Annotated in this window: 17 protein-coding genes and 1 pseudogene; 10 read left to right on the top strand and 8 right to left on the bottom strand. The window is 45.0% G+C overall.

The annotated features are described in order from the left end of the window. A pseudogene (locus ACSF8W_RS11975) lies at positions 1-228 on the bottom strand (IS110 family transposase); the annotation flags it as partial. Between the two features lie 108 nt (positions 229-336). On the opposite strand from ACSF8W_RS11975, the gene ACSF8W_RS11970 reads away from it, so the two are divergent. Both ACSF8W_RS11970 and ACSF8W_RS11965 read left to right on the top strand, forming a co-directional pair. Continuing rightward, positions 337-690 carry a tRNA-binding protein gene (locus tag ACSF8W_RS11970; RefSeq protein WP_500847548.1) on the top strand — a complete coding sequence of 118 codons (354 nt, stop codon included), beginning with the start codon at positions 337-339 and terminating at the stop codon, positions 688-690. 144 nt (positions 691-834) lie between these two features. After that, on the top strand, positions 835-1,824 hold the full coding sequence (locus ACSF8W_RS11965) for a transposase (protein WP_500847547.1): 990 nt from the start codon (positions 835-837) through the stop codon (positions 1,822-1,824). A gap of 318 nt (positions 1,825-2,142) precedes the next feature. Here the strand turns inward: ACSF8W_RS11965 and ACSF8W_RS11960 are convergent, their stop codons facing one another. Together ACSF8W_RS11960 and ACSF8W_RS11955 are read right to left on the bottom strand one after the other, a co-directional pair. Then, positions 2,143-2,640 (bottom strand): GNAT family N-acetyltransferase, encoded by a 498-nt coding sequence (locus tag ACSF8W_RS11960; protein WP_500847546.1) that lies wholly within the window; start codon positions 2,638-2,640, stop codon positions 2,143-2,145. Beyond that, the gene (locus ACSF8W_RS11955) at positions 2,637-2,909 is read right to left on the bottom strand and encodes a type II toxin-antitoxin system TacA family antitoxin (RefSeq protein WP_500847545.1); all 273 of its coding nucleotides are present in this window, start codon (positions 2,907-2,909) and stop codon (positions 2,637-2,639) included. Before ACSF8W_RS11955 ends, ACSF8W_RS11960 begins: the two co-directional genes overlap by 4 nt. A 207-nt stretch (positions 2,910-3,116) precedes the next feature. On the opposite strand from ACSF8W_RS11955, the gene ACSF8W_RS11950 reads away from it, so the two are divergent. The 5 genes from ACSF8W_RS11950 (at position 3,117) to ACSF8W_RS11930 (ending at position 5,733) form a co-directional block, all read left to right on the top strand. Further along, positions 3,117-3,392, top strand: coding sequence for a hypothetical protein (locus ACSF8W_RS11950; RefSeq protein ID WP_500847544.1), 276 nt, complete (start codon positions 3,117-3,119; stop codon positions 3,390-3,392). A 43-nt stretch (positions 3,393-3,435) separates the two neighbouring features. Then, the gene (locus tag ACSF8W_RS11945) at positions 3,436-3,693 is read left to right on the top strand and encodes a hypothetical protein (RefSeq protein WP_500847543.1); all 258 of its coding nucleotides are present in this window, start codon (positions 3,436-3,438) and stop codon (positions 3,691-3,693) included. A 432-nt stretch (positions 3,694-4,125) separates the two neighbouring features. After that, positions 4,126-4,512 carry a membrane protein insertion efficiency factor YidD gene (gene yidD, locus ACSF8W_RS11940; protein ID WP_500847542.1) on the top strand — a complete coding sequence of 129 codons (387 nt, stop codon included), beginning with the start codon at positions 4,126-4,128 and terminating at the stop codon, positions 4,510-4,512. A gap of 61 nt (positions 4,513-4,573) precedes the next feature. Next, complete coding sequence (locus ACSF8W_RS11935; RefSeq protein ID WP_500847541.1) at positions 4,574-5,119, top strand: DinB family protein; 546 nt, start codon at positions 4,574-4,576, stop codon at positions 5,117-5,119. Between the two features lie 197 nt (positions 5,120-5,316). Then, on the top strand, positions 5,317-5,733 hold the full coding sequence (locus ACSF8W_RS11930) for a hypothetical protein (protein ID WP_500847540.1): 417 nt from the start codon (positions 5,317-5,319) through the stop codon (positions 5,731-5,733). Between the two features lie 112 nt (positions 5,734-5,845). On the opposite strand, the gene ACSF8W_RS11925 is transcribed toward ACSF8W_RS11930, so the two are convergent. Further along, entirely contained in the window at positions 5,846-7,744 is a 1,899-nt protein-coding gene (locus ACSF8W_RS11925) for a hypothetical protein (RefSeq protein WP_500847539.1), read from the bottom strand. 823 nt (positions 7,745-8,567) lie between these two features. Between ACSF8W_RS11925 and ACSF8W_RS11920 the strand changes: the two genes are divergently transcribed. The 3 genes from ACSF8W_RS11920 (at position 8,568) to def (ending at position 10,115) form a co-directional block, all read left to right on the top strand. Then, complete coding sequence (locus tag ACSF8W_RS11920; RefSeq protein WP_500847538.1) at positions 8,568-8,852, top strand: hypothetical protein; 285 nt, start codon at positions 8,568-8,570, stop codon at positions 8,850-8,852. A 7-nt stretch (positions 8,853-8,859) separates the two neighbouring features. Further along, positions 8,860-9,459, top strand: a complete 600-nt coding sequence (locus ACSF8W_RS11915) for a class I SAM-dependent methyltransferase (protein ID WP_500847537.1) — start codon at positions 8,860-8,862, stop codon at positions 9,457-9,459. Between the two features lie 152 nt (positions 9,460-9,611). Continuing rightward, positions 9,612-10,115, top strand: coding sequence for a peptide deformylase (gene def, locus ACSF8W_RS11910; protein WP_500847536.1), 504 nt, complete (start codon positions 9,612-9,614; stop codon positions 10,113-10,115). Positions 10,116-10,245: 130 nt separating this feature from the next. On the opposite strand, the gene ACSF8W_RS11905 is transcribed toward def, so the two are convergent. The 4 genes from ACSF8W_RS11905 to ACSF8W_RS11890 form a co-directional block, all read right to left on the bottom strand. Then, positions 10,246-11,469, bottom strand: coding sequence for an L-lactate MFS transporter (locus ACSF8W_RS11905; protein ID WP_500847535.1), 1,224 nt, complete (start codon positions 11,467-11,469; stop codon positions 10,246-10,248). A 341-nt stretch (positions 11,470-11,810) separates the two neighbouring features. Next, complete coding sequence (locus ACSF8W_RS11900; protein ID WP_500847534.1) at positions 11,811-12,047, bottom strand: HP1242/YdcH family protein; 237 nt, start codon at positions 12,045-12,047, stop codon at positions 11,811-11,813. A gap of 155 nt (positions 12,048-12,202) precedes the next feature. Then, on the bottom strand, positions 12,203-13,429 hold the full coding sequence (gene gltS, locus ACSF8W_RS11895; protein ID WP_500847533.1) for a sodium/glutamate symporter: 1,227 nt from the start codon (positions 13,427-13,429) through the stop codon (positions 12,203-12,205). A 605-nt stretch (positions 13,430-14,034) separates the two neighbouring features. After that, the gene (locus tag ACSF8W_RS11890) at positions 14,035-14,367 is read right to left on the bottom strand and encodes a hypothetical protein (RefSeq protein ID WP_500847532.1); all 333 of its coding nucleotides are present in this window, start codon (positions 14,365-14,367) and stop codon (positions 14,035-14,037) included. Positions 14,368-14,412 lie beyond the last annotated feature (45 nt).

The raw sequence follows: 14,412 nt of genomic DNA, 5'->3' as shown, positions 1-14,412 counted from the left end.
AGCCGCCATGATTTTTGGTGTATGACCAAGCTTTGTTAATTCACGCGCCCAATAATGGGCACTGCCACAGGCTTCCATCCCGATGATAGCGGGTGGTAAGTTTGCAAAAGTTTCAATAACCTTAGATCGCGCTATTGTTTTGTGGTTCAGTACCTTGCCTGTAGAATCCTCACCATGGATACTGAACGAATGTTTGGCTAAATCGATGCCATAGAGTGATTTTGACATGGTGGCCTCCGCACATTTTTCACCCAGACTCATCAAGTGTGGCAGAGTCTGGATGAGGGGGAGTCCATGTCATTCGTTATGGCTCAAAAATAAATAAAGAGAATTAAAATGGAATATGCACCAATTAAAGAACTTATCGCATTCAGTGACTTTGAAAAATTAGATATACGAGTGGGGACGATTACAGCTGTTTCTGATGTTAAGAAATCCAATAAATTAATGAAGTTGACCGTAGACTTTGGTGACCATGAACGTTCAATTCTTGCTGGTATTAAGCAAGAACGTGAAAATCCATCTGAAATTGAAGGTAAGCAGGCTCTATTTGTTGTTAATTTACCTGAGCAGAAGATGGCTGGTGAAATATCTCAAGGTATGCTGTTTGATATTGGTTATGAAGATAAATTAACTCCTTGCTTGGCTATGCCAGAAACTCCAATGCCAAATGGTAGCAGAGCAGGTTAGATACTTGTCGTAGATTCTAAGCCATAACAACACGCCCTGAGGTGGACAGTCAAGATAAAAATAACCAAGACACCCATACTTTTGTACTTTCTGCCCTGTGTTCTAGGCTTTCTTTGTCATGGATGAATCAGGGAACCTGCAAACATGCCAAGGGCAAGGAAAACGCAAGTCAGCTTGACCGACACGCCGTATTACCATTGTGTGTCGCGTTGTGTGAGAAGAACCTTTTTATGCGGTAAAGATCCGCTAACGGGGCAATGTTTCGAGCACCGACGAGCATGGGTGGAGCAGCGACTGCTGTTTCTTGCCAAGGTGTTTGCGATTGATATTTGTGCTTACGCGGTGATGAGTAACCACACCCATGTGGTACTGCATGTGGATGCTGAACAAGCTAAAACGTGGTCACAGGAAGAGGTGATCACCCGCTGGCATCGGGTGTGTAAGGGGAATTTTCTTTCTAACACCTGGCTGGACGAAAGTCTGCGCAGTCAGATGGATCGCGCACAGCTACAGGCGGTCGAGCGTATTGCAGAAGACTGGCGAAAACGGCTGCATGACATCAGTTGGTTTATGCGTTTACTTAATGAACCCATTGCGCGCCAAGCCAATAAAGAAGACGGTTGTACCGGACGTTTTTGGGAAGGGCGCTTTAAATCTCAAGCCTTGTTAGATGAAGCGGCGCTCGTTGCCTGCATGGCTTACGTTGACCTTAACCCTGTTCGGGCGGGTATCGCGACAACCCCCGAATCCTCAGCCCATACCAGTATTAAAAAGCGCGCCAATGCTGCCAAATCAATCTATCAACCGAAGACCTTACTCCCTTTTGTGGGAAATCCTCGAGCCAATATGCCTAAAGGCTTACCTTTTGCGTTTACTGACTATTTATTACTTGTCGATGAAACAGGGCGTGCTATTCGTGAAGGAAAACACGGCTACATATCAAAAAACGCATTGAATGTGATTTCCCGTCTTGGCCTGAGTGAAGAAAATTGGTTGGAATTAGCCTGCCATTTAGAGCAAAACTTCTCTGGTGCAATCGGTAAAGAACACATGTTGCGTGAGTACCATCACCATATTGGCCAGCAACGAACTCAAGGAGTAAGTGCCAGTCGACGGCTGTTAAGCGCGGCCTGACAAATCACAGTAACGGCTGTATCTTCGACTGGCCATTTGGCTAGGCTTTGCCGGGCAAGAAATTGACGTAAATCGTCATGTAATAGCAGTGAGTTCAAAAATATGGATGCAGGAGGTTAATGGAACGGGGAAAGGATGAGAAAAATAATGTCTGAAGAAAGGATGCTGTTAACGGTTTTTATCGTGGGTGTCATTGTAAAAGTTGGGTGGCCTCCGAATGGCCTCCGAATGTTTCTTACTCAGACTCATCAAGTGTGGCAGAGTCTGGATGAGGGGGAGTCCATGTCATTCGTTAGTTTGCTAAAGGCTAGCGATTAACTAGCCTAAGCTTGCTCTCACATCAGCAATGGTGATGAAGAGTTTATTTTCAGCGTCTTCAAATGCTTGAAAACCATAACGTTCATAGAAGTGTTTCGCACCGTCTTTGGCATCAACGATAACAACTGGAAATGCAACGCTATCACTTGCAGCTAATAGCTTTCTGAGTGCGTCAATAAGCAGCCACTCACCAAAGCCTTTCCCTTTGTATCGGTCATCGACAGCAAGGCGGGCAATCAGACCACCAGAGGTGGATGATTGGTGTTTTTTTTGTAACTTATCGGGTAATGCCTTTAAGTCAATTGGTGTCATTGTTAGCGTGTAAAAGCCGATGACATGTGAGTTGTCGTTATCATCTTCCAAAACAAACGTTCTGGTGTTGTCCTTTTTTGCTTGCTGACTCGCCATTACTTTTAAGTAATTATTGAGAGCTTCGATACCACAGTTGAATCGGTTTCTATCGTGTTTAGCTTTATCTAGAAGTGCCGTATTCATCATTGAGTTTTGCTCTCGTATCGATCAGCAGCAGCTTTTAGTTTTGAGTTCTGTGTAGCAGGGCGGTCTAAAGCGTCCATCAGCAACATAGCATCAGCTTGGCTCAGTTTTAAAGCCTGTTCACGTTCGATGACTTGTTTGGCTTTTTCGATTGCAGCGCTTAGAACAAACGAGTTGATGCTAGACATGCCGGTGATCGCGGCAGCCTTAGTAAGTAAGTCTTGTGTATCGACATCAACTCTAGCGGTGATGCGAGGCAAAGAAGTAGCCATAATTATATCTCCTGTTGTGTCAAAGTGTCACATAGGTATTGTGGTCTTAAAATGAACAATAAGCAATTGTTGTGTCACTTTGGCACGCAAACTAACAAACGACTATGGTGTTGCGCAGCCAACACTAAATACAGGATGTTGAACAAGCCCAACGTTTCGTTATCGTGTAAATGGTGCGGTGGGTTTGAAGGGAGATCGGCCAGTCATATGAAAGACGTATTTGTAGCTGTCGTTGTTATGGGCATGTGCTTTGTCAGTTTTCTGGGGTGGGTTGCAATGATGTTTGCTGCTTTACCTGGCGATGAAATGAGCTATACCTTGTCAATGCGTATTGTTAGAGGTTTATTTTATACCTATCCCATTATCGCGCTATCATCAATTTACTTTTTATATAACCAACTTGACGTTAGTTACTATGCGTTATTATGGTGTGCAGTACCATTACTTCCTCTTGCACTCGTTTGGTTGATCTTTAGCCTATAGTGTTTGAGTTTTTATGTTCCGATGACTTACCTGTTGACGCATCATGATTGGGATTGTACCAATAACCAATATCTTAAAAAGGCAGCATAAAATGACGGTATATCAAAAAATTGCAATGGGGCTGGGTTCTGGGTTGCTTGTTGGTTCAGTTTCTGCTGTGTTACCAAGTGTGCAGTTTTGGTTTTTTGTCGCGGGTTTAAGCTTATTGAATTACGTTATTGTGACGAAGAAAAATAACGCAATCAATGTATTGCTTGTGATGCAGATGATCCTATGCGGTTGCGGCCTCTCAAAAGTATAGTGGTGTATGGCGTATTTCACGCTGTGCTGGTTTGCATCACAAAATGACAATGAAGAAGTTGTACGAAAGCATAATTTCGTTCTATCTCTGGATAAAGTTCAAGCGTTTTGTAAACTGAGTCTTTGGATCGCCAAGTTGACGATAGGTCAATATCTATAATTAAGCACAGTAGAGGGAAATACCATGAATAAGTATATTATTTCGTTAATTGTCTGAATATTTACTTTTTCATCATTAGCGTATGCGAGAACTGACGTCAGTGATTATTCAATACAGGATGCGCTAAATACAGAGCACGCAAAATCAAAGTTGGGTGATGATGTTAAATTTATTTTGGTACTCAGCGTCATGGTAAGGTAGTGAAAGATTTAGGTGAGTTTAAAACGAACAAAAAATGAACGCTTTAATTTAAACAGATATTGAATCATGTAGGTGTTAGGGGGTACAGTGCGAACGCTTGCTATTTTACTTATTCGTTTTTATCAGAAATATATTTCGCCCTATAAAGGTTTTCATTGTGCGCATGCTTATTTGCATCACGGCGATTCGTGTTCGGAAGCGATAAAAATGATCATTGAAAAGCAGGGGGTATGGCGCGGGTATGCTCTTGCTAAAGTACGGTTGAATGAATGTCAGCAAGCCTATGTGTATATAACGGAACATGATAGGCGCAAACGTAAAAAACGCGACTATTGTGATGTGTGTGCCGATCCTATGTCAGTGTGCGATGTGACAGAGTGTGTACCGAGTAAATCTTGTGATATGCCTGATTTACCGTGTGACTGTTCCTTACGTGCTTACCGCCGTCAATGCCTGTGAGTCTTCGCGCTGATACCGTGCCGGCAAACCGATAAGAAGCAACTAATGGACGAAAAGGTAAATGGATTTATCCTCAAATTTTAGAATGTTAGCGTTGTATAACCAACGTATGAATCAACAACTACTGGATGTGTGTCATCAACTGACCCATGAACAGTTACATCAAGAAACCCACGCTTTTTTCCCCAGTGTGATGGCGCATTGGAATCATATCTTATTCGGCGATTTGATCATGCTTCAGCGGTTAATCGCCAGTGGTTTGGTCCATGTGGATACCGAGGTTATTTATGCTTTACCGACGTCTAAATCAGTGAATGACACATTTGTGTCGACGCTCGATGATCTGGTGGTTTTACGTACCCAGGTTGACGCTGTCTATTTGGATATTACGCAATCTTTTACTGCCACGCTGTGTACTGAGACGGTTAGGTACACCACGACAAAAGGACAGGTGATAGAAAGAACGCTGGGGGAGTTTTGCCAGCATATCTTTAATCATCAGACCCATCATCGCGGCCAGTTAACTTGTATTTTAAGTCAACTCGGCCTGGACTTTGGCTGTACCGATCTGCCTATGGTTGTGCCTGAAGGCGCCCGCAGCGCGTGATTGGCTAGGTTTCCCCCTTGGCGGTGATTCCCTATATCAGTGAGTGCAAGTGTTGCAAGAACCTGCGATCACGCCCTGAGTTTTAGGTAGAACCGACTCTTATGCGGCAGAACCCGTTGTTCTTGTACACCCTACGTGGATACTGGATGCTTGCTGAACGTCATGAATGACGATGTGTGATTAACAGGAGTAATGGAATGCAAGGTGCTGGCGGTACATCCGGTGGGATTGGCCACTTTTTTATCGGCTTAATCATGATGTGTGGCGGTTTTTACATGCTGTTCAATGCCATTTCTGTGTCATCAAGTTTTGGGCTGGGTTCGCGGTTGTACGGTGTCTCGGCCTTTGGTTCGAGTATTGGTATTACTGGCGGGATGGTGATGATCCCATTCATGTTCGGCATTGGTTTTGTGTTTTTTAACAGCAAAAGCATTATGGGGTGGCTGCTGTCTATTGGCTCAATGACAGCGCTTATCTTTGGTGTGATCTCGTCTATTCGCTTCAGTTTTAAAACGATGACCGCCTTTGAACTTATCGTTATTCTGGTTTTGGCGATCGGGGGGCTGGGGGTATTTTTGCGCTCATTGAAAACCATCGATAAACAATACAGTTGAGTATACGAATAACTCGTCGGAAATGAAGCATTTGGGTGATGAAATACAGCGATAAAAAATCCGAGTGTATGGCATACACTCGGATTGGCGTTATCCGCGATCTTTTTATGTATTAGAAAATAGCGTTGAACTGAACGTAAGGGCCCCACATTACATCGAAACGATTGTAATCGAAGTAGATTTCATCGTCAGATGCGTCCATGAGGAAGTTGTCAGTGGTGTACTCTAAACGTGCACGTAGGCCGGTTTGAATCGAAAAACCTAAACCAGATGCTTCACGCCAGCGGCGCTGATAGATATAGCCCATGTCTAGGCCGCCACTCAACACAAAGCCGTATTCGCCTGCGATCCCTCCGGTTTCACCATTACGTGCGCGTTGCTCAGCGTCTGCTGACATGCTGTGTTTTACCACACCAAAGCCCAGATTTGGACGTAGGAAGAAACGGTCGTAGTCGACTTCGTAGCGGGCACCATAGGCCGCTTCGTCACTGCCCATTACCATCATCAAGCGTGCTTGTTCGTAATCTTCATCAAACGTTGCACCAAGCACATGGTCGCTGTCGCGATTGCGCGTAAAACCGACGGCGCTTGGCATTGCGTAGGTCGAATAGCTTAAACCCATGTACATGCCACCTTCGCTCAGTACCAAGGTTTCTACGTTTAGGTATTCTGTCGAGAACGCTTTGTTAACGTTGCACCCTGCTTCCAAACATAAGCTATCACGTTCAGATTTGTACGTCGCAACACCGTCTGTTTTTGTCCAATCAATCTTCAGACGTAGGGTGTCTGCACCTTCAAAAAAGCTGTTGAAGTCAACCAGACCCGTTAGCATGCTTACCGCATCAGAGGTACCGGCTGGACCGTGTTCTTCTGCTTGATTTGTCAGGTACTTCAACGAAACTTGTGTGTCACTGTAACGAGCTTGAAAATAAACAGAGTGTAATAAACTTGGGTCAATCTCGTAATCGGTTTCGATGTCATCTCCGACAGACTGGCTGGCTTCCCATAGGTTGTAAGTCATCCCATAGCCAGCCATAAAATCTAGCTGAGATTGTTCTGAAAAATCGTTGTGGTATTGATCGTCAACCAGCAATCTTTCAGGGTCGATCAAATAGGTACGCAAGCTTTCATCACGGCTGGCTGTTGGGCTTTCTGCGGTTACAGCGTATTGCGCACCGTACACGAAGACTTCGGGGTTAAAGCCGAAGTTTTCATCACCGTTCGTTAATACGTGGCGTTTTGATTGCTCACCAGCAAATGAATACACCGTTAACCCTTTGTTGAACGGGTTGATGTACTCGTACATGGCCACGACGCCTTTAGTGCGGTTTACCGGGTAAGTCGCAATCACATTGCGGCGGTCTGAGCGGTTATGTAGGCGGGTAGGTTGTGTTTGCCAAGCCGCGTCACCTTGACGATCAAGGGTGTATAGGTTGGTGTAGTTTACCGTGCGGTTGTCGGCATTTACGAATGCGATAGCAACAGTACCCGCTAGGTTATTGTTTACTTGCGCAAAGTCAGACGGCATCGGCAGTGTGATGTTGCGTTCACCGTATGCGGTGTGGATATCCAGAGTTTCTTCATTTACACACAGTAATTCGCCGTCAAAGCTAAAGCCAGTGGCTTGTGCATTTTCACATAGGCTGTGCTCGGTACGCATTTGGCTATAACGACCAGAGACAAAGTAGTAGTCATTGCGCGAGCTGCTTTCCCCGTTTTCTTTCACGTGCTCTTGTTTCACCAAGGCGTAGGCGCGGTTTTTGTAACGTGTGGATGTTAACAGTTCCGCATCGGGATTGAAGTGATGAACATAGCCTCCAATATTTAGTGACATGTCACATTCTTCGTCACAGTCTGGATTGCGTTGGTCAAACTCGATAAGGGGGGCCCTCGCGGCATTACGTAAGGCGTGCTCGGTAATGGTTTTTTCTGCCGGTGCAGTCAGCTCATACGCCGAAGCCGAATAGCTTATTGTGCCTAATAGCGCAGTAAGCAGTAAAGAATGTTTCATTGAGTATCAATTTCCAATGCAGGTTAACGTAACGTTCTGCCTGACGATTGTCGGGTTGGCAGAAAAGAATATTTCAGAGGCGATCGTCTACGTACTGGTTTTATGAAAATAACCAGTATGAAATGCCAAGATATATGATTTAAAGCATTCTATTTATTCTCTGAAATTAAAACTATCAATATCGAGAAAAGCAAACTCAATAGACTGAAAAACAAACTGTTCGCTACGTTGTTGCTCTAAATTCATGAATAATAGTAACTTTTACCATGGTGTCGTGAGGTGATGTTAGTTCTATGCTTATTTATCTTCTACAATAAAATAGATATATATTGGTGGGTTTGTATGTTCAAGAGGTATATTTGGTGTATTTGGAAAGTGACGAATTCATTTACTACTTAACAAGGTGCCTATGGCGGTAATGATTAAACGACGGCTTTTTAGCTCAAGTCAAAAGTGATGGTGAAACACGACCTGTGTGGTGATGTATTGGGTTAGAGAGTAAGCGTAAACAGGTTCGATTCACTCGCAAAATGGAAAGGTGAGGCCGTTTGAATCGGGTGTCGTTGTCGCCGCTTTGTTATATTGGTTCGCGTTATATCCATTTCGTTATATCTATGACGTATGGGTTGTTCTGGCTGCACTGAGATTGATGCCTGATCGTGAATCAAGGCCGTCACGGGTAGTGTGCACTTGAAAGGGGGGGAAGGTTAAAAAGATATGCGTCGAAGTATTGGGATTAAGTGACATTGGCAAATCATCTCACCCAGTGAGTTATAAGTACATCAATAATTAGTGTTAATCCTCATCATACAAGGAGAGTTACATGGCTAAATATCAATTTTTCTGCAAGCCGGAATCAAACCGACGCGAGTTCACGTATTTGGATATGGAAAGCAATACGTTTACTCAGGAAAAAGCCCAATTACTCGAGCTGGGCTTTGAAGTGGAAGATGATGTGTTTTATGCCGATTCGCCGGAAGAGGCGGTAGACAAGTTTAAGTCAAACATGTTGTCGCCAGCTGGCGATTATGCCAATTCTACACCGGCTGGGGGGATGGCAACCTTCTTATTTGAGTCTTACAAATCGTTGTTTGGCAAAAAGAAATAACCCAGACATGACGCCGACAGAAACAGGTCAAGCGTATGATCAAATCACCGACCAGTGGGATGATGGTACTTTTGACCGCCGTAATGGCATTGCTCAGCACGAAAAAGCTATCATGTTCGCGAAACAACGGGGTCTGGCATTGGATATTGGCTGTGGCCCGACAGGACGCATCATCGATGTTCTTTTAGAGGCTGGCTTTGCACCTACCGGATTGGATGTTTCTACCAAGATGTTGGTCTTGGCTCAGCAGCGTCATCCTCAGTTGCCCTTTGTACATGCAGATATCTGTGAATATACGCTGACGGAGAAGTACGACTTTATCACCGCGTGGGACAGCATTTGGCATATTCCACTTAGCCGGCAAACTGCAGTGATGGAGAAAATAGTTGCCAGTCTCAATGTTGGCGGGATTTTCATCTTTTCTTTTGGGGGGACCGATGAAGCAGGGGAGCATACTGATAATTACATGGGGCCAGAGGTGTATTACTCTTCACTAGGGACACAAGGATTTCTTCGTGTGTTTCTTGAGTTGGGATGTTTGATTCGTCATGTGGCGTTTGATCAGTACCCTGAGTTGCACACCTACATGATCGTTGAAAAGGCCTAATCCGCAAAGCTGTTTGGGGTGAGGGTAAGGGCGTAGGTTATGGCCTTCATTGGAAATATGCGGGGTGCATTACAGCGGTATTTGGGGTATAAGCATGGCATATCAACGCGTGTGTTGAGTCGCAGGCACTAACGAACAGAGAGTAAGCGTATATGGCGGTTTTAGAGATTTTAACCATCCCCGATCCAAGACTGAAAATCAAAGCGGAAGCTGTGACGGACATTGATGCCGTTCAGCCACTGATTGATGACATGCTGGAGACTTTGTACACCACAGGTAATGGTGTTGGTTTGGCATCTACGCAAGTCGGCCGTAAAGAGGCGGTGGTGGTTATCGACTTGTCAGATGAGCGTGATCAGCCGTTGGTGTTGATCAACCCTGAAGTCGTGAGTGGCGACAATAAAGCCATGGGCCAGGAAGGGTGTCTATCAGTACCTGAGTACTATGCCGATGTTGAGCGTTACACCTCTGTTGTGGTAAATGCATTAGACAGAGAAGGGCAGCCTATCACGATTGAGACCGATGAGTTCTTGGCTATCGTGATGCAGCACGAGATCGACCATTTAGGCGGTAACTTGTTCATTGATTATTTGTCACCCCTGAAGCGACAAATGGCGATGAAGAAAGTGAAGAAGCACCTGAAAACGCAAGGCTAATCGGAACAGCGAAAGCGTGCTGATACAAGCGCTAGCCGATACAAGCAAAAAAAAAGCACAGCCCGAAGGCTGTGCTTTTTTTCGCCGCTATACCCACGCTCATGAGATAGGGCGAAATGGAGGAGAACGATTAGGCGTTAGCCAATTTCTTCTCTAGGGCTTCCGCATCAACAGGTTTCGTGATGAACGACAGGAAGACTGCCACTGCCATCATTGCTGCACAGATTGTGTAAGCCAGTGTGTATGTGCCTGTTGTGTCAACGGCGATAGCAGCAACGACAGGACCGATGAAACCACTCACACCCCAAGCGGTGTATAGCACGCCGTAGTTTGCGCCGTAGTTTTTCAGACCGTAGTAGTCAGCCGTGATAGATGGGAATACAGCCAGTAGCGTACCGTAACCAACACCTGCCAGTGCTGCACCGATCATCAGTGTGAAGTCATTAGTGAACGTTGCGAACAACGCCATGTTGATACCCTGCATGATGAACGCGATCATCAGTGTTTTCACACCACCGATCTTATCAGACAGCATACCCGCAGCCACACGGCCACCAGAGTTGAAGATAGACAGAATAACAACCAAGTAAGCCGCTTGCGTGATGTTCGCTTGCTGAGCTGCGATAGAGGTGATGTTACCGATAACCATCAGGCCAGCAGATGATGCAAGAGCAAACATAACCCACAGAGAGTAGAACTGTGGTGTTTTAATCATTGCACGCCAGTTAATATCAACAGGCTTGGTTGATTTACCCACTGCGCTCGCAGGAACCGCAGGGGTGTAGTCTGCTGGTGGGTTGTTGATGGTGCACGCTAGTGGTACAGCGATAAGCAATACAGCGACACCTAGGATAAGGAAGCTGGTGTTGATGCCATACGTGCTGATCAGCATAGACGTTAGTGGCGCCAAGTAAACCGCAGCAAGACCGAAGCCCGCAGCGATCAGGCCATTGACCAAGCCTTTCTTAGACGGGTGGAACCATTTCATTGCAGAAGGCGCAAGACATGCGTAGCCGAAACCGATACCACAACCTGTCATCAGGCCGAAGGTCACGATAAGCAACATTGGAGAAGTCGCAAAGCTTGAGATGATCATACCAAGGCCGACCATCACAGTACCCAGAATAAGGATACGGCGAGGACCCATACGGTCTTGTAGTACACCTGCGATTAGCAGTGATGCTGCAAAGGTGATCACTGCAACGGTATAAGGCATAGATGCGTCAGCATTTGACCAACCAAGGTCAACCACTAGCGCTTGTTTGAATACACTCCATGCGTACAAAATACCCATACACAGGTTGATACAGAAACCTGCCAACAGGATCTGCATAGCTTTATCGATTTTTTTCATGTTGTTCTCTGTCACGACGACGAAAGCAGCTCGGACGATACCGTGCTGCACCTACTCTAAAATTTTTTGTCTTTATCAACAAAAGTTGTATTGCTGCTAAAGGTGCGCGGATTCTAACAACTATTTTCTAATAGGAAACCGTTTGACACACATCGTTACAATTGCGATGCGCTGTTCTTGAGTTGTTCATAACATATTTATGTTTTCTTTATTGATAATTCAGAGTGTTAGTGAATATGTCAATGGATGGAGGTACGCGGCGAATGTGTAACGAAGTGTGGCCACCGTACGTTATTTGTACGATGGCCACACAGAGGCGATATTCACCGGAGATAGGCAGGCTAATTAGAAAGAATACCGTACAGCTTATCTTTGAGTTGAAGGCGTTCTAATTTGAGTTGGGTGAAATGCGTATCATCGGTGGGGACGTTGTTTCCTTCAAGGCCGCGTATTTTATGGTCGAGGTGGTGGTATCGGTCAGACATCTGTTTAAAGTGCTGGTCGCTGTTCTTCAGATCCTTGATCTTGTCATGCCATTCAGGAAATTCGATAAAGAGTGCGTGATTCTCACCTAACATTGTCAGTACTCCGTCGGTTCGTCTTTCAAACATACCGCATAGAACGGCTGCGGATGACTTTAATCATAGATCCAGATCGCCAAAACAGAAAAGGCCAAGTCGTCGACTTGGCCTTTTTGTCAGGTCTGCAGTGCCCACGCGGAGTGGGCAATACGCTACTGAATGAAACTGATGTAGGTCTGCAAAATGATCAGGTTGGCGATATCAATGAAGAACGCCCCTACAATTGGCACCACCATAAAGGCTTGCGGAGAAGGACCGTTACGCGAAACCAGTGAGCCCATGTTCATCACGGCTGTTGGCGTTGCCCCCATACCAAATCCACAGTGACCGCCCGCGATAACGGCGGCATCGTAGTTTTTCCCCATGATGCGGAACGTCACAAAGTAGGCAAATACCGCCAGTACAACCGTTTGTACTGCCAAAATCGCTAACATGGGTAGCGCCAGCCCGAGCAATTCCCATAGCTGCAGGCTCATGAGTGCCATTGCTAAGAACAGGGATAACGAAATGGTACCCAAGGCATCCACGGTTTCATGGTTGATTTTGTAGACTTTGGTTGATTCACAAATGTTCGTGATGAAAACACCAATGAACAGTGAGTATACAAAGTCGGGGATACGCAGCCAGCTAATGCCAAAGCTGTCGATCACTTCTTTGACGTGCGCGGCACCTGCAACACAGATCAGAAGAATGAAGAGTGTTTCAATCGTATTTTTTGACGTAATACGATCTTCTTCATATTCACTGTAGGTAACCAGATCAGGGTGATCGATGTGGTGGTTTTCACTGGCGCCACCGAAATCTGATTTTAAGTTGAATTTGTCGATCAAGCGTTGTGCAACAGGGCCACCGATAATCCCGCCCATGACGAGCCCGAACGTAGCAGCAGCCATTGAAAGCTCGAGTGTCTGTAGGCCGTAGTTATCTGCAAAGGTTTGCGACCACGCAGCACCGGTACCATGTCCACCGGATAGGGTGATGGAACCCACCATTAAGCCCAGTAGCGGATCGAGCCCCAGCAGTTTACTCATGCTGACACCTACGGCGTTCTGGATAATGATGAACAGTGTTGCGACACCCAGGAACAAGAAGACGCGAGAACCCCCTTTGGCCAAAAGTTTGAGACTAGCGGCAAGGCCTACAGTGGCAAAAAACATCTGCATTAATGTGTCTTTCAAGCTGAGCTGGAAAGTAATGTCGTAACCTTGAGTGTGCATGATCGTAATAACGATCGCGACAATCAGTCCGCCCACGATGGGCTCTGGAATATTGTACTTCCGTAATACCTTAACTTTGCTATTAATGAAGTAGCCAAGAAAAAGCACAATAATCGCAATGAGAAACGAATCAAGTTCGCTTACTTGTATTATAGAGTTCATGATTATGTCTTTTCATTGTTTTTTTAGAAGGCAAGTTTACTCCCTAAAAAGGCGGCTGCCTATATTGCTATTTACCCATCAATAGTGTAGGCGTTGCATTTCTGTTTTGTTGTTTTTGTTTGTTTTTACGTGTATTTGTCTTGAAAGTGAAAGTAATGCGTTGGTTGTTGTGATGAATAGGTTGCGCAGTATGATTTGATGCAGAGGCATTGTTAATAAGCGTGAAACGGCCTCTGATAGGGCAAATCAAGTGGATGGTTGAAGCAAATCAGCGGTCTATTTGTGTTTTCTATAAAAGGAATAGTCACTTAGCAGAATATAAGAAAGAATATTGCTTGTAAGTGAGATGTTACGCTCAACTTGCTGTTGGTTAAACTTTATTCAGTGAGCGTGTATTTCTTGGATTGCGGGAAAGTGAATGAAAAACAACCAATATTTTTTTAAAATTATTGTTTAATAAATAGGATATTTCTTCTATGGCGGTAAATAAGCATTGAAGATTAGCAATAAAACGACGTTTTAAATGGTTATTTACGCAAATTTTTGAAAATTCAGACGCGTTTTTTATTTGAAGGGATTTTCATGACATGAGAAAGGCGCAGCGGCTAGCTGCGCTTTTTCAGTTTAAGTGACTTGCGGAGTTGATTGATATATTCCACTCGCGCTGGGTTTGCAGGGGGAGAAGTGGTTTCGAGTTGATGCAGGGTGTGTGCTTCCGTTTGTGTAACACAGCGGCCATTAATACGTTGATGGGGCAACTTGGTGTCCATCGTGGCTTGTTGAGACGCCTCTTCCTGCGCTTTCGCCAGTGCTTCGCGTGCAAGGCTTTGATTCGTTGGATCTTGTACAACGTGTTTACGCTTGTAAGCTTGGCCTGCGGGTTGCACTTGTTGCTCACGCTGTTTAATGAAATTGTCTAAATGTTCACTAAAGCTCATTGGATTCCTGCTTATATATACGACTTTCCTAAATTATATACCCAA

This window comes from Photobacterium sp. 270122K (assembly GCF_059941365.1).
The sequence above is the reverse complement of the archived record's forward strand: the minus strand, read 5'-3'. Positions and strand labels throughout refer to the sequence as shown.